Annotated in this window: 22 protein-coding genes; 13 read left to right on the forward strand and 9 right to left on the reverse strand. The window is 61.8% G+C overall.

The window, feature by feature from the left end; translation table 11 throughout:
* Positions 1–221 precede the first annotated feature (221 nt).
* The gene (gene pepN, locus JYJ39_RS10190) at positions 222–2,831 is read left to right on the forward strand and encodes an aminopeptidase N (RefSeq protein WP_205204099.1); all 2,610 of its coding nucleotides are present in this window, start codon (positions 222–224) and stop codon (positions 2,829–2,831) included.
* A 12-nt stretch (positions 2,832–2,843) separates the two neighbouring features.
* On the opposite strand, the gene JYJ39_RS10195 is transcribed toward pepN, so the two are convergent.
* On the reverse strand, positions 2,844–3,596 hold the full coding sequence (locus JYJ39_RS10195) for a hypothetical protein (protein WP_205204100.1): 753 nt from the start codon (positions 3,594–3,596) through the stop codon (positions 2,844–2,846).
* 46 nt (positions 3,597–3,642) lie between these two features.
* Positions 3,643–4,029, reverse strand: coding sequence for a hemerythrin domain-containing protein (locus tag JYJ39_RS10200; protein ID WP_205204101.1), 387 nt, complete (start codon positions 4,027–4,029; stop codon positions 3,643–3,645).
* A gap of 147 nt (positions 4,030–4,176) precedes the next feature.
* Here JYJ39_RS10200 and JYJ39_RS10205 point away from each other — a divergent pair, with 147 nt between their 5' ends.
* The 6 genes from JYJ39_RS10205 (at position 4,177) to JYJ39_RS10230 (ending at position 8,311) form a co-directional block, all read left to right on the forward strand.
* Positions 4,177–4,737: a YqgE/AlgH family protein gene (locus tag JYJ39_RS10205; protein WP_205204102.1), complete on the forward strand. Its 561-nt coding sequence runs from the start codon at positions 4,177–4,179 to the stop codon at positions 4,735–4,737.
* The gene (gene ruvX / locus JYJ39_RS10210; protein WP_240189626.1) at positions 4,703–5,164 is read left to right on the forward strand and encodes a Holliday junction resolvase RuvX; all 462 of its coding nucleotides are present in this window, start codon (positions 4,703–4,705) and stop codon (positions 5,162–5,164) included. The genes JYJ39_RS10205 and ruvX overlap by 35 nt, the downstream gene beginning before the upstream one ends.
* Positions 5,151–5,687 (forward strand): bifunctional pyr operon transcriptional regulator/uracil phosphoribosyltransferase PyrR, encoded by a 537-nt coding sequence (gene pyrR / locus JYJ39_RS10215; protein WP_205204103.1) that lies wholly within the window; start codon positions 5,151–5,153, stop codon positions 5,685–5,687. The genes ruvX and pyrR overlap by 14 nt, the downstream gene beginning before the upstream one ends.
* The gene (locus tag JYJ39_RS10220; protein ID WP_205204104.1) at positions 5,680–6,639 is read left to right on the forward strand and encodes an aspartate carbamoyltransferase catalytic subunit; all 960 of its coding nucleotides are present in this window, start codon (positions 5,680–5,682) and stop codon (positions 6,637–6,639) included. The genes pyrR and JYJ39_RS10220 overlap by 8 nt, the downstream gene beginning before the upstream one ends.
* Positions 6,640–6,643: 4 nt before the next feature.
* On the forward strand, positions 6,644–7,891 hold the full coding sequence (locus JYJ39_RS10225) for a dihydroorotase (RefSeq protein ID WP_205204106.1): 1,248 nt from the start codon (positions 6,644–6,646) through the stop codon (positions 7,889–7,891).
* Positions 7,892–8,005: 114 nt separating this feature from the next.
* Entirely contained in the window at positions 8,006–8,311 is a 306-nt protein-coding gene (locus tag JYJ39_RS10230; protein WP_205204107.1) for a ComEA family DNA-binding protein, read from the forward strand.
* A 52-nt stretch (positions 8,312–8,363) separates the two neighbouring features.
* On the opposite strand, the gene JYJ39_RS10235 is transcribed toward JYJ39_RS10230, so the two are convergent.
* The 4 genes from JYJ39_RS10235 to JYJ39_RS10250 are packed head-to-tail and all read right to left on the reverse strand — an operon-like array spanning position 8,364 to position 10,686.
* Positions 8,364–8,651 (reverse strand): DUF167 domain-containing protein, encoded by a 288-nt coding sequence (locus JYJ39_RS10235; protein WP_205204109.1) that lies wholly within the window; start codon positions 8,649–8,651, stop codon positions 8,364–8,366.
* A 3-nt stretch (positions 8,652–8,654) separates the two neighbouring features.
* Positions 8,655–9,164, reverse strand: coding sequence for a YggT family protein (locus tag JYJ39_RS10240; RefSeq protein WP_240189627.1), 510 nt, complete (start codon positions 9,162–9,164; stop codon positions 8,655–8,657).
* A 17-nt stretch (positions 9,165–9,181) separates the two neighbouring features.
* Positions 9,182–9,994, reverse strand: a complete 813-nt coding sequence (gene proC, locus JYJ39_RS10245; RefSeq protein ID WP_205204113.1) for a pyrroline-5-carboxylate reductase — start codon at positions 9,992–9,994, stop codon at positions 9,182–9,184.
* Entirely contained in the window at positions 9,991–10,686 is a 696-nt protein-coding gene (locus tag JYJ39_RS10250; protein ID WP_205204114.1) for a YggS family pyridoxal phosphate-dependent enzyme, read from the reverse strand. The genes proC and JYJ39_RS10250 overlap by 4 nt, the downstream gene beginning before the upstream one ends.
* Positions 10,687–10,772: 86 nt before the next feature.
* Between JYJ39_RS10250 and JYJ39_RS10255 the strand changes: the two genes are divergently transcribed.
* The 5 genes from JYJ39_RS10255 (at position 10,773) to JYJ39_RS10275 (ending at position 16,126) form a co-directional block, all read left to right on the forward strand.
* Positions 10,773–11,816: a type IV pilus twitching motility protein PilT gene (locus JYJ39_RS10255; protein ID WP_205204115.1), complete on the forward strand. Its 1,044-nt coding sequence runs from the start codon at positions 10,773–10,775 to the stop codon at positions 11,814–11,816.
* Positions 11,817–11,847: 31 nt separating this feature from the next.
* Positions 11,848–12,984 (forward strand): PilT/PilU family type 4a pilus ATPase, encoded by a 1,137-nt coding sequence (locus JYJ39_RS10260; protein WP_205204116.1) that lies wholly within the window; start codon positions 11,848–11,850, stop codon positions 12,982–12,984.
* Positions 12,985–13,002: 18 nt separating this feature from the next.
* Complete coding sequence (locus JYJ39_RS10265; RefSeq protein ID WP_205204117.1) at positions 13,003–13,689, forward strand: DUF4197 domain-containing protein; 687 nt, start codon at positions 13,003–13,005, stop codon at positions 13,687–13,689.
* 60 nt (positions 13,690–13,749) lie between these two features.
* Entirely contained in the window at positions 13,750–14,067 is a 318-nt protein-coding gene (locus JYJ39_RS10270) for a hypothetical protein (RefSeq protein WP_205204118.1), read from the forward strand.
* Between the two features lie 73 nt (positions 14,068–14,140).
* Positions 14,141–16,126, forward strand: a complete 1,986-nt coding sequence (locus JYJ39_RS10275; protein WP_205204119.1) for a UvrD-helicase domain-containing protein — start codon at positions 14,141–14,143, stop codon at positions 16,124–16,126.
* 58 nt (positions 16,127–16,184) lie between these two features.
* Here JYJ39_RS10275 and JYJ39_RS10280 read toward each other — a convergent pair whose 3' ends face one another.
* Complete coding sequence (locus JYJ39_RS10280; protein WP_205204120.1) at positions 16,185–16,634, reverse strand: c-type cytochrome; 450 nt, start codon at positions 16,632–16,634, stop codon at positions 16,185–16,187.
* Between the two features lie 264 nt (positions 16,635–16,898).
* On the opposite strand from JYJ39_RS10280, the gene JYJ39_RS10285 reads away from it, so the two are divergent.
* A complete protein-coding gene (locus tag JYJ39_RS10285) occupies positions 16,899–17,399 on the forward strand; it encodes a CinA family protein (RefSeq protein ID WP_205204122.1) in 501 nt (166 codons plus the stop codon).
* Positions 17,400–17,408: 9 nt separating this feature from the next.
* Here the strand turns inward: JYJ39_RS10285 and JYJ39_RS10290 are convergent, their stop codons facing one another.
* Complete coding sequence (locus JYJ39_RS10290) at positions 17,409–20,690, reverse strand: DEAD/DEAH box helicase (RefSeq protein WP_205204124.1); 3,282 nt, start codon at positions 20,688–20,690, stop codon at positions 17,409–17,411.
* Between the two features lie 12 nt (positions 20,691–20,702).
* On the reverse strand, positions 20,703–22,232 hold the full coding sequence (ubiB, locus tag JYJ39_RS10295) for a ubiquinone biosynthesis regulatory protein kinase UbiB (protein WP_205204126.1): 1,530 nt from the start codon (positions 22,230–22,232) through the stop codon (positions 20,703–20,705).
* Between the last annotated feature and the right edge of the window lie 80 nt (positions 22,233–22,312).

Raw genomic sequence — 22,312 nt, forward strand, 5'->3', positions numbered from 1 at the left:
GATTTTCAGATCACCCCGTCTGATCGAACCTGCATGCATCACAACCATCCCCGCTGAATATAGCCCTGAATAACCCATTCAGCGCCCTGTTAAAAATAGAGCCTGGATAGTAGAGACTTCCCGAAAATTGAGAATGTGACAAATCGTCACACCTGGCGAGAAAACACGGTCAGGACAAGTGCAGTACCATCAACGGTTTCCAGATGCAGGCCGAATACGCAATGAAAACCGACACCCCGCAGACCATCCATCTCAAGGATTACACCCCACCCGCCTGGTGGATTGATACCGTCGATCTTGCCGTCGATATCACCCCCGAAGCGACGCACGTCACCGCCCGCCTCAGTCTGCGCCGCAATGAGGCACAGCCTGCGCAACCCCTGGTGCTCGATGGGAAAAACCTGGAAACCCTGGCGGTATTGGTCGACGGCCAGCCCGCCCGCTACAGCCTCGACAGCACACAGCTGACCGTGCATGACCTGCCGCCGACATGCACCCTGCAGACGGAAGTGCGCATCCATCCCGACAGCAACACCTCGCTGTCCGGTTTTTACCGCTCGCAGGATGGTTATTTCACGCAGTGCGAAGCGCAGGGTTTCCGCGCCATCACCTGGTTTCTTGACCGCCCGGACGTGATGTCCACCTACACGGTGACGCTGACGGCCGGTCAGGCACGTTTTCCCGTGCTGCTTGCCAACGGCAACCCGGTCGCACAGGGTGATGCCGGTGCCGGCCGGCACTGGGCGCGCTGGGCCGACCCTTTCCGCAAACCCGCCTACCTGTTTGCCATGGTGGCGGCCCGCCTGGATGTGCTGCGCGACACTTTCACCACCGCCAGCGGCCGCTGCGTGCAGTTGGCGGTGTACGTCGAGCCGGGCAAGCTCGACCAGGCACCGCATGCCATGGCGGCGCTGAAGAAGTCGATGCGCTGGGACGAGGAACGCTTTGGCCTGGAATGCGACCTCGACCATTACATGATCGTCGCCGTCGGCGACTTCAACATGGGCGCGATGGAGAACAAGGGGCTCAACATCTTCAACACGAAGTATGTGCTCGCTCGCCCCGATACCGCCACCGACGTAGATTTCGAGAACATCGACCGGGTGGTGGCGCACGAGTATTTCCACAACTGGACCGGCAACCGCGTCACCTGCCGCGACTGGTTCCAGCTTTCCCTGAAAGAAGGACTGACCGTCTTCCGCGATCAGGAATTCGGCGCCGACATGCACGACCGGCAAACCGCCCGCATCCGCGAGGTCCGCAACCTGCGCGCCGCGCAGTTCCCGGAAGATGCCGGCCCGATGGCGCATCCGGTGCGCCCGGCCTCCTACGTCGAAATCAACAATTTCTATACCGCGACGGTGTATGAAAAAGGGGCCGAGGTCATCCGCATGATCCAGACCCTGATCGGCCGCGACGCCTTCCGTGCCGGCATGGACGAGTATTTCCGTCGCCACGACGGCCAGGCCGTCACCTGCGAGGATTTCATCGCCGCCATGCACGCTGCGTCAGGCTTCGATTTCAGCCAGTTCATGCGCTGGTACAACGAACCGGGCACCCCGCGCATCGACGTGAGCGCCCACTACGACGCAGCCAACCGTAGTTACACCCTCGACTGCGCGCAGAGCAATCCGCGCGCCAGCGATGACGCGCCGTACCTGATTCCACTGCGCGTCGCGCTCTTTGACGAAAACGGCGTGCTACTACCGGAAACCGAGCGCACGCTGCTGCTGAACGAAAGCCGGCAGTGCTTCGTCTTCAACAACGTCGCCGCGCCTCCCATCCCGTCTTTTTTGCGCGACTTCTCCGCGCCGGTCTACCTCGATTTCAGCTACACCCCGGCACAGCTGAGCCTCCTGCTGGCCCACGAAAACGACCCGTTCAGCGCCTGGGAAGCCGGACAGCGACTGGCAAGCGATCTGATCATCTCGGCCCTGCGGGCGCTGCAACAACAGCAGCCCCTGCCCGCCGCGGACGCCTTCATCACCGCCTGCCGCCACTTGCTGCGCACCCAAGCTGACACCGCCCCCGCCTTCGTTGCCGAAGTGCTGACCCTGCCGGGCGAAGCAACTCTAGCTGAACAATTACCCGCCCCCATCGACCCCGATGCCTTGCACGCGGCACGCAAATGGTTGCGGCACAGTCTGGCCCAGGCACTGGAAAAGGATTTCGAGCGGCTCTACCAACAACTGGAAAACCGCGAACCCTATGCGCCGGAAGGCCCGCAAGTCGGCCGCCGTGCCTTGCGCCAGGTCTGCCTGGGCTACCTGCTCGAATGCGCGGCGCCGCACTACCGGACGCTGGCCCTGCAGCAATTGCGCAGCGCCGACAACATGACCGACCAGTTCGCTGCCCTTGCTGCGCTGACCAATGTCACGGCAGCGGACAGCAGCGAACGCGACGCGGCGCTGACGGAATTCCATGCCCGCTGGCAACACGAGCCGCTGGTGGTCGATAAATGGCTGCAGGTACAGGCCGCCAGCCGGCACCCGGCGACCCTGGCGCGGGTGCGCGAACTATCTAGCCATGCCGCGTTCGACATGAGCAACCCGAACAAGGTCTATGCCCTGTGGCGTACTTTCGGCGCCAATTTCCTGCATTTTCATGCCGCTGACGGCAGCGGCTACGTTTTCCTGGCCGAAAAAATCGCCCTGCTGCAGCAGAAAAATCCGCAGGTGGCTTCCCGTCTGGCGCGCTGCTTCGATCGCTGGCGGCAATTCGACGCCCATCGCCAGCAGCACGCCCGCCGCGCCCTGCAGGGACTGCTCGATCTGCCCGATCTGGTCAGCGACGTGCGTGAAGTGGTCAGCCGGGCCTTGGCGACGAGCTGACCGAGCATCCTGTCACTCCGTGGCAGCCCGCCGTGCCTGCATCCAGCCCATCAGCGCCTGGCTGGACAGGTTGAGCGCTGCCTGATAGCGCTCGGTGGGCAGTGCATGCTGCAAGGCCGCAAACAGCTGCTGCGTGCCTTCCTGGGCACGGGCGGCGTTGCCTTGCTCCAGCAGCGCCATCTGCAGGGTGGCCATGCTGTCGGCCAGCAGCCGCCAGCCGTTTTCCGGCATCTGTGCATCCAGCGCCAGCATCAGGCCACCCAGTGCCTGCACGATGGGCGTGCTTTCTTCCGCCGCAGAGCAGGCGGCCATGGCATGCCACAAGGCCAGGTGAATACTGCGGCGCAAGGCAATCTTGCCATCGATGGCGGCGGTTTCCTGTGTCGACAACGCCGCAAAATGCTGCGCAAACTGTGCCTCGGCCTGCGGATCCAGCCGCGTGCGCAAACTGCCGAGCAACGCAGTCAAAGGCGGAATGGCCTGCAAGCGGAAGGCCTGGGTATAGGCCAGCCCCCAGGCATCGAGGGCATACACCAGAAACGCCAGGCGGGCAGTGCGCGCGCCCTGACTATCACCTTCATCCAGCCAGCGCTGGATGCCCTGCTGCCACGCGGCCTGCGCCGCCAGCTCGTCGGTGTCTTCCGCGTTCACCGCATGGCGGAAGACCTGGCTGAACACATCCTGCGCCAACGCCGCCCCCACCCGCTGCACATCGGCAGCAACGAGAGATGCCAGCGGATCGGTAATGGTCTGCGTGGTGGACATGGATGCCCCCTTGAAAAAGGGCGCATTGTAACGGCAGAGGGTGCCCTCAGGCCGGCAGCAGTTTTTCCAGGGCGGCGAACAGCTGCCGCTCTTCAAAGCGCACGTGCGCATTCATCAAGACGGCAAATTCCTCCAGACCGCCCGCACCGCGTTGCGGCAACGCAGCAACCAGTTGCCGGATGGCCGCATGTTCCGCCAGCGTGCGCTCCACCAGCGCCGTTTCACCTGCTGCCGCCAGACGCGGCAACAGGTCGCGTTCTTCGATCTGGAAATGCGGCTCCAGCTCACTCGCGAAGCGGGCGCTGCAGGCAGCGATCATCGCATTCTGTTGGGCTGCATCTTGCGCAGCGGCGGCCCGGCGGCAGTCCAGGGCAAGTTTGAGGGCGTGATGATGCTCACGCGAGAGATCTTGCAACGTGACGTGACGTTTCATCGGCAGTCTCCAGAACAAAAGGTGGAATACGTATCGAACTGCTGTGCAGTCTAGCCCGCAGGGCGGCGCACGCCTTGATTTACCGCGGCTTTTGCCGGGCTGCCGGCACGGCCGCATCGGCGGCGGGTTTCACGGTAAAATCGGCGCATGGATTCATTCAATCTCACCAACAATTTCCTCATCGCCATGCCCACCCTGGAAGATCCGTACTTTTCCAAGGCGCTGATCTATGTCTGCGAACATACCCGCAACGGGGCCCTGGGGATCATTGTTAACCGCCCCCTGGAACTCAATCTGGCGAGCCTGCTGGAGAAGGTCAACATCACCTTCGAGCGTCAGGATCTGGCTGACCTGCCTGTCTATTTCGGCGGGCCGGTGCAGATGGATCGCGGCTTCGTCCTGCACCGAGCGGGCGGCACGTGGCAATCCACCCTGGCCATCAGCCCGGAAATCGCCCTGACCAGCTCCCGCGATGTGCTCGACGCCGTCGCCAAGGAAGGTGCTCCCTCGGAAATCATTGTGTCCCTAGGTTACGCCGGCTGGGATGCCGGACAGATCGAAGAGGAAATGGCGCAGAACTCCTGGCTGACGGTGCCGGCACGCGCCGACATCCTGTTCGATCTGCCGCCGGAAGGTCGCCTGCCGGCCGCCCTGCAAACCCTGGGCATCAGCTTTGCCCAGCTCTCCGACGTCGCTGGGCACGCCTGACGTGGGCACGGTGCTGGCGTTCGACTTCGGCGAGAAACGCATCGGCGTCGCCACCGGTGAAACCCTGCTTGGCACCGCCCATCCCCTGACCGTCATTCATGCCGAGAGCAACGCCCAGCGCCTGGCTGAAATCGGCAAGCTGGTCGCCGAATGGCAACCGCAGCAGCTGGTGGTTGGCCTGCCCACGCACGCCGATGGCACACCACATGCCATGACCCAGCTGGCGAGAAAATTTGCCGAGCGATTGCACAAGCATTTTGCCCTGCCCGTCGCCCTGGCCGACGAACGCCTGACTTCGCGCGATGCCGAAAGCCGGCTGCGGGAAACCGGGCGTAACGCCAAAACTGCCAAGCCGCTGCTCGATGCCGTGGCGGCGCAACTCATTTTGCAAACCTGGTTGGAAAGCACACCGCATGTCGCCTCCTGAGACCCTCGTTTTATCTGCTGCCCTGCCCGATCCTGAAGCGCAGTGCCGGCAGCTGGCCGAACAGCTGCGCCCCTTGTTGCCCAAGAACCCCGCCCTGGTCGGCATCTACAGTGGCGGCGCCTGGATCGCCGAGCGCCTGCGCCAGTTGCTCGGTCTGCACGACGAAATCGGCCTGATCGATGTCTCCTTCTATCGCGACGATTTCGCGCTCAAGGGGCTGCAGAGCAAGGTCAAGCCGACCATCATTCCCTTCGACGTCGAAGGCCGCCACATCGTGCTGGTGGATGACGTGCTCTATACCGGCCGCACCACGCGCGCGGCCGTCAACGAACTTTTCGATTACGGCCGCCCGGCCGCCATCGACCTGGCGGTGCTGGCCGACCGCGGCGAACACGAACTGCCGATTGCAGCGACCTGGAAAGTCTGGGATGTGCGCCTTGCCCCGGGGCAGAGCTTGCAACTGGAACAGCAGCAGGCGCCTGACACGGCCGGACAACTCACCTGGAGGTTGCAGCATGCATAACCCGCAGTTGAACAAGCATGGCGAACTGGTGCACCTGCTCTCTACCGAAGGGCTGCCGCGCGCCATCATGACGCAGATTCTCGACACGGCGGAATCCTTCATGGAAATCTCCACGCGGGCCGTGAAAAAAGTCCCCCTGCTGCGCGGCAAGAGCGTGTTCAACCTCTTTTTCGAAAACTCGACCCGCACCCGCACCACCTTCGAGATTGCCGCCAAGCGGCTCTCGGCTGACGTACTCAACCTCGATATCGGGCGTTCCTCCACCTCCAAGGGCGAAACGCTGCTCGACACCATCGACAACCTGTGCGCCATGGACGCCAACCTGTTCGTCGTCCGCCATGCCACCTCCGGCGCCCCCTACCTGATCGCCGAGCACCTGAACCGCATCGGCCGCGACGACATCCATGTGGTCAACGCCGGTGACGGACGCCACGCACACCCGACCCAGGGTCTGCTCGACATGTACACCATCCGCCACTTCAAGAAAGATTTCAGCCAGTTGCGGGTGGCCGTGGTTGGTGACATTCTGCATTCGCGCGTCGCCCGCTCCGACATTCATGCCCTCACCACCCTGGGCGTCCCGGAAGTGCGCGCCATCGGCCCGGAAACCTTGCTGCCCAAGCATCTCGACAAACTTGGCGTGCAGGTCTTTCACGACATGAACGAAGGTCTGCGCGATTGCGACGTGGTCATCATGCTGCGCTTGCAGAACGAACGCATGAACGGCGCCCTGCTCCCTTCCGCCGGCGAGTATTTCCGCCATTACGGCCTGACGCCGCAAAAACTGGCACTGGCCAAACCGGACGCCATCGTCATGCATCCGGGCCCGATGAACCGTGGCGTGGAAATTCATTCTGCGGTTGCCGACGGACCACAGGCCGTCATCCTCAATCAGGTCACCTTCGGCATCGCCGTGCGCATGGCGGTGATGAGCATCGTTGCAGGGAATTGAGCACATGAACATCGAAATCAGGAATGGCCGCGTTATCGACCCGAAAAACGGCATCGACCAGAACAACCTTTCACTGTTCATCAGCGGCCGCCGCATCGTCGGTGTCGGTGCCCCCCCGGCCGGGTTTGAAGCCACCGAAACGATTGATGCACAGGGCCATGTCGTCTGCCCCGGCTTTGTCGATCTCGGCGCCCGCCTCAATTCCATCGAGGCCGAACTCGCTGCCGCCGTTGCTGGCGGCGTCACCAGCGTGGTGGTCCCCCCGGATGCCGATCCACCGCTCGACGAACCGGAACTGGCAGACCGCCTGGTGCACCGCGCCAAGGAAATCGGCAAAGCGCGTGTCTATCCGCTGGGCGCCCTCACCCTCGGCCTCAAGGGCGAACGCCTGACGGAAATGGCTGGCCTGAGGAAGGCCGGCTGCGTCGCCTTCTCGCAGGCCAAGGTGCCGGTGGTCGACACGCAGTCGCTGATGCACGCACTCGAATACGCGGCCTCCTTTGGCTTCACTGTCTTCCTGCACCCGCAGGAATACTATCTGGCGCGAAACGGCAATGCGCACGACGGCGAAGTGGCGGCCCGTCTGGGCCTGTCCGGCATTCCAGTGGCCGCCGAAACCATTGCCATCGCCACTCTGACCCAGCTGGTCCGCCACACCGGCTGCCGTGTGCATCTGACCCGCCTTTCTTCGGCCGCCGGCATCGCCATGGTCGAAGCAGCCATGGCAGAAGGATTGCCGCTCAGTTGCGACGTCGGCATCCACCACCTCCTGCTCACCGAATACGACATCGGCTATTTCAACCCGCAGGCGCGTTTTCTGCCGCCGTTACGCACCGAAGCCGACCGTAACAGCCTCAGCCATGCCGTGCGCAATGGTCGGGCGGCCATCTGCTCCGACCACACGCCACTGGCCGCCGACGACAAGATGATGCCATTCGGCGAAGCCCGATCCGGGGCAACCGGTCTTGAAGTCCTGCTGCCGCTGACCCTGAAATGGGCGGCCCAGGAAAGCGTCGACCTGCCCACCGCCCTCGCCAGCATCACCTGCGCCCCCGCCGCCCTGCTCGGCCTCGCTGCGGGCAGCCTGAGCGTGGGCGCCAGTGCCGACATCTGCATTTTCGACCCGGACGCAGAATGGGTATTGACCCCTGAAGTGCTCAGGAGCCGAGGCAAAAACTCGCCCTGGCTCGGCCATCCCATGCCGGGCAAAGTGCAGAAAACCCTGGTCGGCGGACGTATTGTCCATGGCTGAATCGCAGCAAATTAAATGCGAGTGACATAGTCTGGTTATTCCAATAGAATGTTTTCCGGCAGTCATCACTGCCGGCCGTATCCAATCGTTCACACATTCTGGAGGAAGTTCGCAATGAAACGTCTGTCGCTACGTCTGCTCATGTCATTACTCAGTTTGTTTGCCGCCGCCAGCATGGCCGTGGCAGCGGTCAACCTCAACACCGCCACCGTGGCCGAACTCGACGCGATCAATGGCATCGGCCCCAGCAAGGCCAGCGCCATCGTTGAATACCGGAACAAGAACGGCCCCTTCAAATCGGTGGATGACCTGCAAAACGTCAAAGGTTTCGGCAAGAAGAGCATCGACAAACTGCGGCCGGAACTCACCGTCGGGCCCACGCCGGCAAAAACTGCGGCCAAGACGCCGGTCAGGAAATGAGGCAGTAAATTGAATCGAAAGCTGCATGTACGGCGGGAATATCCCGCCGTTTTCACGTCAACAGCGCAACAAGCCGCTCTGCCGTGACGGATTCGATTTCAACCACCTTCTGCCGCGATGCCTGCCCGCTTTTCAGGCTGATCTGCTGCCGGGGGATTGCCAGCCGCTGTGCCAGAAAGCGCAGCAGGGCTTCGTTTGCCTTACCGTCCACAGGCGGCGCGGCGAGGCGAATTTTCAGTGCCTCGCCATGCAGCCCGGCACATTCACTTCTTTTTGCGCCAGGCTGGATATGCAGACTGAGCGTGGCGCCACCCGCTGCGGTCAGGCGAAACCAGGTCATCGCTCAGACGTAGATCAGCAGCATCTGCAACAGCAAAATGGCCACCAGCAATGACAGATCGACACCCGAAATCACCGGAATGACCCGCCGCAAGGGATCCAGCAACGGCCGGGTCAGCTGCTGCACGGGCGCAGCCAGCGGCGAAAAGGGATTCACCCAGGACAGCACGGCCTGCATGATGAGCGCACCGATGAAGATATAGATCGTCAGGCGCAGGACACCACGCACAGCCGCCAGCAAGAGAAACGGCAGCGCATCAGGCAGAGACTCGCCGGCACCACTGAGGATCACCACCAGCAAGGTCAGTGCCAGCTGTACGACAAAGGCAGCCAGCAGGCTTGCCCAGTCGAATCCGCGCCAGCCGGGAATCACCCGGCGTAGCGGCTTCACCGCCCAGTTCGTGGTGGTAACGACGAAATGCCCCAGCTGCCCGGAAAACGACACCCGCAGCCACTGCATGAGAAAACGCAGCAGGAAGAGAAAAGCGAAAAAACCTGCGATCGCATTAAGCAAGAAGAATAGCGCCTGCATCACTCCGCCCCCAGCAAACGACCCAACTCGGCCCCGCGTGCCGCCGCCGCGTGACAGCCGGCCACAATGCCCGCCGGCACCGCCTGCGCCTGCATCACCTCCAGTGCCGCCGCCGTCGTGCCGCCTTTCGAAGTCACCCGCTCGCGCAGCACCGACACGTCCTCCGTGCTCGTCGCCGCCAGCGCTCCGGCGCCCTGTACCGTCGCCACCGCCAGCTGGCGTCCCTGCTCGGCCGACAAACCGAGCTCCAGCGCAGCCTGCTGCAGGGCTTCGATGAACAGAAATACGTAGGCCGGGCCGCTGCCGGAGATGGCCGTTACGGCATCCATCTGCGCCTCACGCTCAACCCACACCGTCGCGCCAACACATTGCAACAGCTTGTCAGCCAGTTCGCGCCCGGCCTCATCCACAGCCGCCGTGGCGCAGCAGCCGGTCATCCCTGCACCGACCAGCGCCGGCGTATTCGGCATGGCCCGCACCAGCCGCTGATGCCCCCCCAGCCAGCGCGCCAGTGTCGCCAAATCCAGGCCGGCAGCGATGCTGATGACCAGCGCGTTACCCAGACGCCCCTGCCAGGGCGCCACCGCTTCCCGCATCTGCTGCGGCTTGACGGCCAGGAGCAGCACATCCGGCGCGGCCGGTGCGTCTGCAGCCTGGGCATAACTCACCACCCCGTAGGCCTGATGCAGGCGGGCGCGCGCTTCGCTGCCCGGGTCGATCACCTGAATTTCGCTGGCGGCAATGCCTTTGTCGAGCATGCCGCCGATCAGGGCATAGGCCATATTGCCGCCACCAAGGAAGAGAATGTTCATGCGTAGTTTCTTTCACCAAAAATTGCGCTGCCGACGCGGACCATGGTCGCGCCTTCGGCAATCGCTGCTTCGAGATCATCGCTCATGCCCATCGACAGGGTATCAAGCGGCAGGGATGCATGTTGCGAAATACTTTGCGCCAACTGGCGCAGGCTGCGAAATGCCGCCCGCTGTGCCGCCACATCGGCAGTCGGCGCCGGAATGGCCATCAGGCCGCGCAAGCGTAATCCGGGCAAGGCCGCGATAGCCTGACACAGGGCACAGGCTTCCGCCGGGGCACAGCCACTTTTACTCTTTTCGTCAGAAATATTGACCTGCACACAGACATTGAGCGGCGCACACTGCTCCGGGCGTTGTTCGGACAGACGCTGCGCCAGGCGCAGGCGATCGACGCTATGGACCCAGGAAAAATGTTCGGCGACCAAGCGGGTTTTATTACTTTGCAGCGGGCCAATGAAATGCCACGTTAAAATGCCATTGGATTTGAGTGCGAGGCATTTCTCCACTCCTTCCTGGACGTAGTTTTCAGCAAAATCGGTTTGCCCGGCACGGATGGCGGCTTCAATCGCCGCCAGCGGCTTGGTTTTACTGACCGCAAGAAGGCGCACGCTTTCAGGCGCACGGCCGGCAGCACGCGCCGCCGCTATGATGCGCTGGCGTACAGCTTGCAGCTTGTCGGCAATTGCACTCATAATTCATTAGGAATTCTTTTCAAGCGAAAAGTATACACAAGCGCGCTGGACGCACGCATTTTGCACGCACTTCGGGGAATCTTTGCATGGACATTACTGAACTCCTGGCCTTTAGCGTCAAGAACAAGGCATCCGATCTTCACCTGTCTTCCGGCCTGCCGCCGATGATCCGGGTGCACGGGGATGTTCGCCGCATCAATCTGCCGCCAATGGAACACAAAGACGTGCACGGCATGGTGTACGACATCATGAATGACGCCCAGCGCAAGGTGTTCGAAGAAACCCTGGAATGCGACTTTTCCTTTGAAATTCCCAATCTGGCACGCTTCCGGGTCAATGCTTTCAACCAGCAACGCGGCGCCGCCGCTGTCTTCCGGACCATTCCGACCAAGGTGCTGACGCTGGATGAGCTCAATTGCCCGAAAATCTTCCGCGAAATTGCCGAATATCCGCGTGGCATCGTGCTCGTCACCGGCCCGACCGGTTCTGGCAAATCGACCACGCTGGCTGCCATGGTCAATCACGTCAACGAAAATAGTTACGCCCACATCCTCACCATCGAGGACCCGATTGAATTCGTGCATGAATCGAAGAAATGCCTGATCAACCAGCGCGAAGTCGGCCCACAGACGCTGTCCTTCTCCAACGCGCTGCGCTCGGCACTGCGCGAAGACCCGGACGTCATCCTGGTCGGCGAGCTGCGTGACCTGGAAACCATCCGCCTCGCCCTGACCGCGGCTGAAACAGGCCACCTGGTGTTCGGCACCCTGCACACTTCGTCGGCAGCGAAGACCATCGACCGCGTGGTTGACGTGTTCCCGGCCGAGGAAAAAGACATGGTGCGCGCCATGCTTTCCGAATCGTTGCGTGCCGTCATTTCGCAAACCCTGCTGAAGACAAAGGACGGCCAGGGCCGCGCTGCGGCGCACGAAATCATGATCGGCACCCCGGCCATCCGCAACCTGATCCGCGAAAACAAGGTGGCGCAGATGTATTCGTCAATCCAGACCGGCCAGGCCATGGGCATGCAGACCCTCGATCAGTGCCTGGTGGACATGGTGCGGCGCAATATCGTATCGAGCAGCGAAGCCCGCCTGCGCGCCGCCAACAAGGATGCTTTCCCGGCCTGAGCCAGGTCGCACACATACTACGGAGAACACGATGGAACGCGATCAGGCGATGAAATTCATGCACGACCTTCTGCGATTGATGACGCAGAAGCGCGGTTCGGACCTTTTCATCACCGCCGGCTTTCCGCCGGCAATCAAGGTGGACGGCAAGATCACCCCGGTATCCAATCAGATTCTGAACTCACAGCACACCGCCGAGCTGGCGCGCGCAATCATGAACGACCGCCAAGCCGCCGAATTCGAGGCCACGCGTGAATGCAATTTCGCCATTTCGCCCTCCGGCATCGGTCGCTTCCGTGCCAATGCGTTGATTCAGCAAGGCCGCGTCGCCCTGGTCTGCCGCACCATCAACATGACCATTCCCACGCTGGACGAGCTGGGCCTGCCCCCGGTCATCAAGGATCTGGCCATGACCAAGCGCGGCCTGATGATTTTCGTCGGCGGCACCGGCACCGGCAAAACCACCTCGCTGGCCGCACTGGTCGACTACCGCAACGAGAACAGCTTCGGTCACATCATCACCATCGAGGACCCGATTGAATACGTGCACGAGCACAAGAACTGCATCGTCACCCAGCGCGAAGTCGGCGTCGACACCGACGACTGGGGGCCGGCGCTGAAAAACACCCTGCGCCAGGCGCCGGATGTCATCCTGATGGGAGAAATCCGCGACCGCGAAACGATGGATTACGCCATCGCTTTTGCCGAAACAGGCCACCTGGCACTGGCGACGCTGCACGCCAACAGTACCAACCAGGCCATCGACCGCATCATCAACTTCTTCCCGGAAGAGCGCCGCCACCAGCTCCTGATGGATCTGTCGCTGAACCTGCGCGCCATCGTCTCACAGCGCCTGCTGCCAAAAAAGGACGGCAAGGGACGCCTACCGGCGATCGAAGTCATGCTCAACTCGCCCCTCATTTCCGACCTGATCTTCAAGGGCGAAGTGCATGAAATCAAGGAAATCATGAAGAAATCGCGCGAACTGGGCATGCAGACCTTCGACCAGGCGCTGTTCGATCTCTACGATGCCGGCCGCATCACCTACGAAGACGCCCTGCGCAATGCCGATTCGCTCAACGATCTGCGCCTGCAGATCAAGCTCAACGCCAAGGAATCACGCGACCGCGACCTCGGCGCCGGCATCAGCCACCTCGATATCGTTTAACCCCGCAAGGATCACATCATGCTCTCTCGCATTTCCCGCCTCCTGCTCCCGCTTCTTGCCAGCCTTCTGATCGGGCAAGCGCATGCAGGACTGGACGCCATCAGCAATGCCGACGCCGGCTCCGGCGTGCGCGAAGCACTGGCCAAAGGCGCCGAATTCGCCGTGGCGTCACTCGGCAAGGACAACGGCTTTCTCGCCAACGACAAGGTAAAAATCCCCCTTCCGGGCTATCTGCAGAAAGTGGAAGGCGGCTTGCGCATGTTCGGCATGGGCAAGCAGGCTGACCAGTTGGTCAACACGATGAACCACGCTGCAGAAAATGCCGTGGCCGAAGCCATGCCCATCCTTTCGGACTCGATCCGCAAGATGACCCTGCAGGATGCCAAAGCCATCCTGACTGGAGGTGACGATAGCGTGACGCAATACTTCCAGCGCTCGTCGAGCGACCAGCTGACGAAGAAATTCCTGCCCATCGTCAAAGCGGCCACCGCCAAACTGCAACTCGCCGAGCAGTACAACACCTTTGCCGGCAAAGCGGCCAGCATGGGCTTGATCGACAAGAAAGACGCCGATATTGACAGCTACGTCACGCAAAAAGCCATGGACGGCCTCTTCCTGATGATCGCCGAGGAAGAGAAAAAGCTGCGCAGCAACCCGATGCAGGCCGGTAGCGCGCTGCTGAAGAAGGTCTTCGGCGCGCTGTAAGCGCGGGGTGATTCAAGTTCCCGCAAAGAACTGACGTAGACCGGGCCAGGAGGTCCGGTCATGAACACATCCCGACTCGCTTCAACCACCCGCCAGCCCAGCCCGGAAACTGTCGGGCGCACCCAGCAGGCACAGGCGCCGGCCGTTCGCCGGGTCGAAGCCATGGAAGCAGCAAGCAATGAGCGGGAGCGTTCGCTGCAGCAGGAAGTGGCCCTGATCGATCAGAAGGCCATTGGCCCCTACCAGGGCGCCGAACGACGCCGTGCCGAGGCCCGCGCCCTGGCTGACGAACTGCTGGAACAGCGCAACGTGCGCCAGTTGGTGCGGGCCATGGACACCCGCGGCCGACGGCCCGGACAGATCGACGAGAATATCTGACGGTCGAATGCGCTAAAATCGCCCCACCCGGCCAGATGGCCGGGTTTTATTTTTGTCGCCCTTCGTTCCTCACATGCACGGACTCAACCCACAACAACGCGCCGCCATCCAGTACCTGGACGGACCCTTGCTGGTACTGGCCGGTGCCGGTTCGGGGAAAACCCGCGTCATTACGCAAAAAATCGCCCACCTCGTAGACAACTGCGGTCTGCAGGCCCGCAACATTGCCGCCATCACGTTCACCAACAAGGCGGCCCGGGAAATGCAGGAACGCGTCGGCAAACTGCTGCCGGCAGCGCAAGCCGGCGAGTTGCAGATTTCCACCTTCCACTCCCTCGGCGTGCGCATCCTGCGCGAAGAAGCGCGCGCCCTGGGGTACAAACCCCGCTTTTCCATTTTCGATGCAGCTGATTGCGCCGGCATCATTGGCGATTGCGCCAAGACGGTGGACAAATCAACACTGCGCCACCTGCAATCCATCATCTCCAACTGGAAAAACGCGCTGGTCAGCCCGGAAGCCGCCCGCCAGATCGCCAGCAACGAACACGAAACGCTCGCCGCCAATGCTTACCTGAGCTACGAAGCCACCCTGAAAGCCTACCAGGCGGTTGATTTCGACGACTTGATCGGCCTGCCGGTACGACTGTTCGCAGCGCATCCGGACATTACCGAGAAGTGGCAGAACCGCCTGCGCTACCTGCTGATCGATGAATACCAGGACACCAACGCCTGCCAGTACCAGCTGCTCAAGCAACTCACCGGCGTACGCCAGCAATTCACTGCGGTGGGCGATGACGATCAGGCCATTTACGGCTGGCGCGGTGCCGACATCGCCAATCTGAAAAAACTGCCGGATGAATTCCCTCGCCTGAAAGTCATCAAACTGGAACAGAACTACCGGTCGACGGTGCGTATCCTGAAGGCTGCCAACAACGTCATCGCACATAACGAGAAGCTGTTCGAGAAAACCCTGTGGTCGGAGCTGGGCCACGGCGACCCGATCCAGGTCAGCGTCTGCCGCGACAATGAAAGCGAAGCCGCAAGCGTGGTCATGAAGCTGCAGGCGCACCGCTTCGAGCAGCGCGGCAAATTCCGCGATTACGCCATCCTTTACCGCTCCAACCACCAGGCTCGCCTGCTGGAAGCCCAGTTGCGCGAACAGAAAATCCCCTATCTGCTTTCCGGTGGCCAATCCTTCTTTGACAAAGCCGAAATCAAGGATCTCACCTGCTACCTGCGCCTGCTGGCCAATACCGACGATGATCCGGCCTTCATCCGCGCCGCCACCACGCCCAAGCGCGGCATTGGTGCGGCCACCCTGCAAACGCTGGGGCAGTATGCCGGCGAACGTCATGTCTCGCTCTTCCAGGGCGCCGGGGAAGAAGGCTTCGCCCAGCGCTGCGCAGCACGGCAACTGGAACCGCTGCGCGAGTTCTGCCAGTTCATTGCCCGCCTGCAGGAGCGTGCTGCCCGCGAACCAGCGCAGCAGGTCTTGCCCGACCTGCTCGCTGCCATCGATTACGAAACCTATCTTTACGACAGCGAAGAAGAGCGCACGGCACGCAACCGCTGGGCCAATGTCTGTGAATTCACGGAATGGATCAATAAAAAGGGGGAAGAGGACGGCAAAACCCTGATCGACCTGGTCCAGAGCATCGCCCTCATCAACCTGCTCGACAAACAGAACAGCGAAGACATCGACGCCGTACAGCTGTCCACCTTGCATGCCGCCAAGGGGCTGGAGTACAAGCATGTCTTCCTGGTCGGTGTCGAAGAAGGCATCCTGCCGCACCGCGAATCGCTCGACCCGGCCAAACTGCAGGAAGAGCGCCGGCTGATGTACGTCGGCATCACCCGCGCCCAGCGCTCCTTGCACCTCAGTTACTGCGAGAAACGCAAACAGGCACGCGAGCTGATCCCGGTCGAACCCTCGCGCTTCATCGCCGAAATGGGCGAAGACATCCGCTTCAGCGGCGGCAAGCAGGCCGCCCTGCCGGACAAAGCCACCAGCAACGCCCGCCTCGACGCCATGAAGGCCCTTCTGTCGGGCAAGCGTTGAGCGACAGCACACAAAAAAGGGGAGGCCACAGCCTCCCCCGATGGGCGCAGGAAAAAGCTTATTTGACCTTTTCCAGAATGTAGGTGAGCGCCCCCTTGATTTCGTCATCAGACATGGCGGCGGCCCCACCCTTCGGCGGCATGGCACCCTTGCCGTTGATCACGCTGGCGAGCAGGCCGTCTTCACCCAGCGCCAGACGCGGAGCCCAGTCAGCCTTGGCGTCGATCTTCGGTGCCCCGGCAACTCCCGTATTGTGGCAGGCGCCGCAAACGCTGTTGTAAACGGTCGGACCATCCTTGGGACCGCTGGCTTCGGCAGCAACGTCGACCTTGGCCAGCTCGAACTTCGCCACCGGCTGAATCCGCAGCTCGGCTTCGTCCGCACCCGCGCCGCTGTTGGCCGCCGAATCGAAAGATTTGTTGGTCAGCGCATAGATGCTAGCGGTGAGAACAGCGGCAACGAGAATGGTTGTCCACATGATCTTTCCGGATGCGTTTTGCTCGGCCATGCTGGTACTCCGTAAATGGATTGAGTAAAGACGGCAATTATAGCGGCTCACGCAGGATTGACAAAAACCATCCCGGAGCCACAATCGCGATCACGCATAAAAAAACCCCGCCGGGGGGTGGCGGGGCTGAAAGTTCTCGAATGGGGGAATTCGAGAGGAGGGGTTCAATGCCCTTGCAGTGTAGGGTCCAGGCCGGACGCTGTCTGTCGCCCTTTCGTCTTGTTATGTAACAGAGTGTCGCGCACACGCATCGGGATGTTGCCCATGGAAAACCTGCTCGATCTGGCCGCAACCACCGGCCAGTTACTCCTCGCCCGCAATGAATCTCTGACCCTTGCCGAATCGTGCACCGGCGGCGGGCTCGCCTGTGCAGTCACGGAAATCGCCGGCAGCTCGGCCTGGTTCGAGCGCGGCTTCGTCACCTATTCCAACGCCGCCAAAAGCGAACTGCTGGGCGTGCCGGAAATCACCATCGAACGCCATGGCGCAGTTTCGGAAGCCACGGCCCGCGCCATGGCCGAGGGAGCACTCGCCCACAGCCCGGCACACTGGGCGGTCGCAATTACCGGTATCGCCGGTCCGGCCGGCGGTTCGGCCGACAAACCAGTGGGCACGGTCTGCTTTGCCTGGGCCGGGCGCGATCTCGGTTGTCAGGCGCAAACCCGCTGCTTCAGCGGCGATCGCAGTGCAATACGGGCGCAATCCGTCGCCTACGCCCTGCGCGGCCTGATTCACCTGCTGCAAGGCGCCAGCGATTACGCCTGACTGCTGGACTTACTCCGGCAACGGCGCAAAAAGCGCGGCGATATCGTCGCTACCGAACTTGACTTCGACCGAGTGGTCTTCCGACAGGATGCCTGCCGCCAACTCCGCCTTGCGTTCCTGTAGGGCAAGAATTTTTTCTTCGATGCTGCCAGAGACGATCAGTTTATACACGAACACCGGCTTGTCCTGGCCGAGACGATGCGCGCGGTCCGTGGCCTGATTTTCCACGGCCGGATTCCACCACGGATCGTAGTGGATCACCGTATCGGCCGCCGTCAGGTTGAGGCCGACACCACCGGCCTTGAGACTGATCAGGAACACCGGCACCTCACCCTCCTGGAAGCGGCGCACCGGTGTTTCCCGATCAACGGTGTCCCCCGTCAGACGACTGTAGGGCAAGCCGATCCGTTCCAGCTCCGCTTCGATCAGCGCAAGCATGCTGGTGAATTGGGAGAACACCAGAATGCGCCGGCCTTCATCCACCAGTTCGGGCAGCATCTCCATCAGCAGATCGAGTTTGGCCCGCTCCTTTGCCTTGCGCGCCGCCGCGCTTTTCACCAGGCGCGGGTCACAACATACCTGCCGTAATTTCAGCAAGGCATCGAGGATCACGATCTGACTCCGGGCAAAACCGCGCTGGGCGATCTCGTCGCGCACCTTGGCATCCATCGCCGCCCGTACCGTTTCGTACAGATCGCGCTGCCCGCCCTCCAGTTCAACGGTGCGTACGATCACGGTTTTCGGCGGCAACTCGGTGGCCACGTCTTCCTTCTTGCGGCGCAGGATGAAGGGCCGGATACGGCGAGCAAGCAGGGAGCGACGATCGTTGTCGCCGTGCTTTTCGATCGGCGTTCGCCAGTGTTTGGTGAATTGCTTGCTGGCGCCAAGAAAACCCGGCAGCAGAAAATCAAACTGACTCCACAATTCGCCCAGGTGGTTTTCCAGTGGCGTCCCGGTCAGACACAGTCGATGCCGGGTCGTGATCTGCCGCACCGCCTCGGCACTGCGGCTGGCAACATTCTTTACCGTCTGTGCCTCATCAAGGATGAGCAGATGGTAATCGTGCTGCACCAGACCATCGATGTCCCGCCAGAGCAGGGGATAGGTCGTCAGCACCACATCATGGGCACCGATATCGCCGAATCTTTCCTTGCGCCCCGGCCCATGCAGTGACAGCACACGCAAGGCCGGCGCAAAGCGTTCTGCTTCACGCTTCCAGTTGAAAATCAGCGAGGTCGGCAGCACGATCAGCGCCGGCCGGTCGAGCCGCCCCTCCTCCTTTTCCAGCAGCAGATGGGCCAGCGTCTGCGCCGTCTTGCCTAGGCCCATGTCGTCGGCGAGGATGCCGGACAAATTCTGCGCGCGCAGGAACTGCAACCAGGCCAGCCCTTCTTTCTGGTAAGCACGCAACTCCAATTGCAAGCCTTGTGGCGGCGCGATGTCGCTGATCCCCTGCGCCGCCTGCAAACGCTCCGCCAGCGCCAGCACATCCTGCTGCCCACGGAAATCCCAGCGGCTGGTATCGGTCAACTCAGCCAGACGCGGCGCATCGAAACGCGACAAGCGCAGGGTTTCGCCACCGGAGAAGCCATCGAACAGATCGATCAGCGTCGCCGCCAGCGGCTTGATCCGCCCGGCCGGAACTTTCAACTGCTGCCCCTGCGGCGTCAGCAGGATGACCGCCTCGTCGTCGGGAATATTGCTCAAGTCGATACTGTCCAGCCAGCGCGCATCGCGCCGGAACAGCAGGGCCAGCAGGGGCGCCAGCGGCAGGCGCTGTCCTTCGACCACCACACCCATGTCGAGATCGAACCAGCCGTCACCGCTTTCCGTCAGTTCGGCATCCCAACTTTCGATTTCAACGACGTGATGGCGGAAATCATCAGCAAAATCGATGTGCCAGCCCGCAACCCGCAGATTTTTCATGCCGTTCTGCATGAACTCCGGCCACGCGGCCTCGTTGGCCAGCCCGAAAATCTCCTGCGGCGGCGCACCAAAAGTATTCAGAATGTAGGGCGGCAGCGGCAGGAAACCCGCCTCCTGGACCGCCTGCAAGGCCTGCGCCTCTTCCGTCGGGCGCCGCACCAGGGCCACGGTTTCACCTTCCGGCAGCGTCACGAAGCCGGCTTTTGCCCCGGGGGTGATGTCGACTTCACCGTAGCGAAAATAGACCTGTGCATAATCAAAGGCACTGCCGCCATAGCTGTACGGATAATCGCGCCACGGACGGTTGCCGTGGGTCTGCAAGGTGCCCAGATAAAGACAGGGCTGCAGTGGTACATCGATCTTGCGCAAGCGCTCGCTGGCATTCTCCACCGGCAAGGGCATGCTCGGCGCCAGCTCGGACAATGCCTCGGCCACCAGCGCGACTTCCTTTTCCGACAGCGGCGGCAGATCGAACAGACGCTTGATCAGGCTGGGCTCTGCCTCGATCTGCAACGGCCCGATCTCCCCCTCCTCCACATCGACATACCAGGGCGGCGTGGTCGGCAGCACCAGCTGACAGGGCGGTTCCGCACGCAGGTGCGGCCGCTGGAATCCTTGCCCATCGACCATCCAGCCAAAACTTCCCGGTCGCCCCGCCCCCTCCCGTAGCGGAATTTCCAGATCGCTCTGACTGTAAAAGCGCCCAGTCGCCAGCAGGCGAGAGAGAATTTCCAGTGGCTGCTTGTCACCCAGCCCATAGGCACGAATGCCACTGGCGTGGTGGCGGGCATTCCACAGCTGATGCAGGATCGGCAGATCGTCTTCCTGCACGAATTGCGGTGTCGTGAGCAGCGCCCGCTCGATATTCCACCACTCTTCAGCCTTGTCTGCCCGCTTGCCTTTACGCAAGGTCACGCCGAAATGACGACCATCTTCCGCCCAGTGCAGGATGTAAAACAAGCTGGTCCGCACACTCGGACTACGCGCTTTCTTCTTGGCCACGGCAACCGAAGCACGGCGCAGATCCTCGACCCAGGACAGCACGCTGCTGCTCAGCCGCACCGCCGGATTGCGCTCGGCAATCGCCCGCAGCAGGGCCGCCGCCACATGCTTGCAGTTACGCCGCACCGGACAGGAGCAAGTCGTGAGCAAGCTGACCTGCTGCTTGAAATCGATGAAAACAATATCCGTCCGATACGCCTGCCGGGCCGAACCCGGCACCTGCGCGCTGATACGTTCAGTGCCGACTTCAAGCTGTTGCACCAGATCCACGTAGGGGCGCGCCTTCTTGACGGTATCGGCGCCAAGCCAGCTGACGACATCATCTTCCTGGTATGCGTTGAGCAATTCTGCAGCAGTGGTCATGAAACGGAAAAATCAGAAATAGGGATAGATCAGGGCGCCGGCAATCAGGGCGAGCAGCAGGGCAATGAGGGCCAGCCAACGGTTCTGGCGGATCTGCGCCCGGCTCAGGGCAGCCAGTTGCGGACGCAGGTCAGCTGCCTGCGGCTGGCTGAGCTGCTGGTGAACGAGACGTGGCAATTGCGGCAGGGTGCGCGCCAGATTCGGAGCTTCGTGCCGCAGGTTGCGCCAGATGCCACGCCAGCCAACCTGCTCGCTCATCCACCGCTCCAGGAAGGGTTTGGCGGTCTGCCACAGATCCAGATCAGGATCGAGCTGGCGGCCAAGTCCTTCGATATTGAGCAGGGTTTTCTGCAGCATCACCAACTGCGGCTGGATTTCCACATTGAAGCGGCGCGAGGTCTGAAACAGGCGCAACAGCACCTTGCCAAAGGAAATATCCTTCAGCGGCCGATCAAAAATCGGCTCACAAACCGCACGGATGGCGGCCTCGAATTCATCGACCCGGGTATCCTTCGGCGCCCAACCCGATTCGATGTGCGCCTCGGCCACCCGCTTGTAATCGCGGCGGAAGAAAGCCAGGAAATTCTGCGCCAGGTAGTTCTTGTCGCGGTCGGTCAGCGTGCCGACAATGCCGAAATCCAGGGCGATGTAGCGACCATCGGCGGCCACAAAGATATTGCCTGGGTGCATGTCGGCATGGAAAAAGCCGTCGCGGAACACCTGCGTGAAGAAAATTTCCACGCCGGCAGCAGACAATTTCTGCAAGCTGATCTCGGCTGCCAGCAGACGCTCTGTATGGGAAATGGGGATGCCATGCATGCGCTCCATCACCATCACCGTCGAGGTACAGAAATCCCAATGCACCTCGGGAACGATCAAGAGCGATGAATCGGTGAAATTGCGCCGCAGTTGCGACGCGTTTGCCGCCTCGCGCATGAGATCAAGCTCATCACGCAGGTACTTGGCGAACTCCGCCACCACTTCGCGCGGCCGCAGGCGCTTGCCATCGGCCCAGAGTTTCTCCAATAGCAGGGCGCCGTTGTCCATCAAGGCCAGATCGTGCTCGATGACTGCCCGCATGTTGGGGCGCAAAATTTTGACAGCAACCTCGTGGCCTCCGTCTTCCGGGCGTAGACGGGCAAAATGCACCTGCGCGATGGACGCCGAGGCGACCGGCTGCGGATCGAATTCAGCGAATACTTCGTGTGCCGGACGGCCATAGGCTTTCTCGATTTCCGCCAGCGCCAGCGCCGAATCGAAGGGCGGGACGCGGTCCTGCAGCTTGGCCAGCTCATCGGCGATATCTGCCGGCATCAGGTCACGCCGCGTCGACAGCACCTGACCGAATTTGACGAAAATCGGCCCCAGGGTTTCCAGTGCCAGACGCAGGCGCTCGGCCCGCGGCGCCTGCAGCCGGCGCCAGAACTGCAGCGCATTGGCCAATCGCATCAGGCGGCCGCTCGGCTCATGTTCGAGCACCATCTGATCGAGTCCGAAACGACTGGCGACAGTGGCAATCTTGAGCAGGCGGAAGAGGCGCATCGAGAAATGCCCGGGATGAAAAAAGGGCTGCAGGAAAAACGGCGATGCTAGCACGCAAGGCGGGCGGCTGTCCCCGCTCT

This window comes from Azonexus hydrophilus (assembly GCF_905120355.1).
Taxonomy (GTDB): Bacteria; Pseudomonadota; Gammaproteobacteria; order Burkholderiales; family Rhodocyclaceae; genus Azonexus.